We start from the raw sequence: 336 nt of genomic DNA, 5'->3' as shown, positions 1-336 counted from the left end.
ATCTCCAAAATTGACCATTTTTGCAAACAAATTTTTTGAAGATTTTGCTAATTCGGTTTTTACAGATTTTAATTCTGGTAGCAGTTTTTCTTTGTGTTTACTTTGGTTAAGAGAAATGAACTTGGATTTTAATTCTACATTATTAAGTTCATTCTTTGCTTGTTGTTCTTGAAGAAAATCATTTCGACAGGAATTGATAATCCCGAGAAAAAGCAGCAATAATCCCCAAAGATAAATGGTTTTTCTGTTTGTCATAGATTTTGTGTTTTTAGTTTGACATTTTCTTTCGTTGGCTTTGCGGTGTGTTTAGACCATTTCTGCCAACGAAAAAGTATT

The 336-nt window shown here is 30.7% G+C and carries 1 protein-coding gene; it reads right to left on the bottom strand.

All coding sequences use genetic code 11. The features are described from left to right. A partial coding sequence (locus AC4AGG_RS16865; protein ID WP_489773178.1) for a hypothetical protein occupies window positions 1-255 on the bottom strand: 255 nt, incomplete at its 3' end. Window positions 256-336: the final 81 nt, after the last annotated feature.

The sequence above is a fragment of the Chryseobacterium sp. CG10_8 genome, from assembly GCF_058117085.1.
This window is presented reverse-complemented; position numbering and strand designations above follow the sequence as displayed.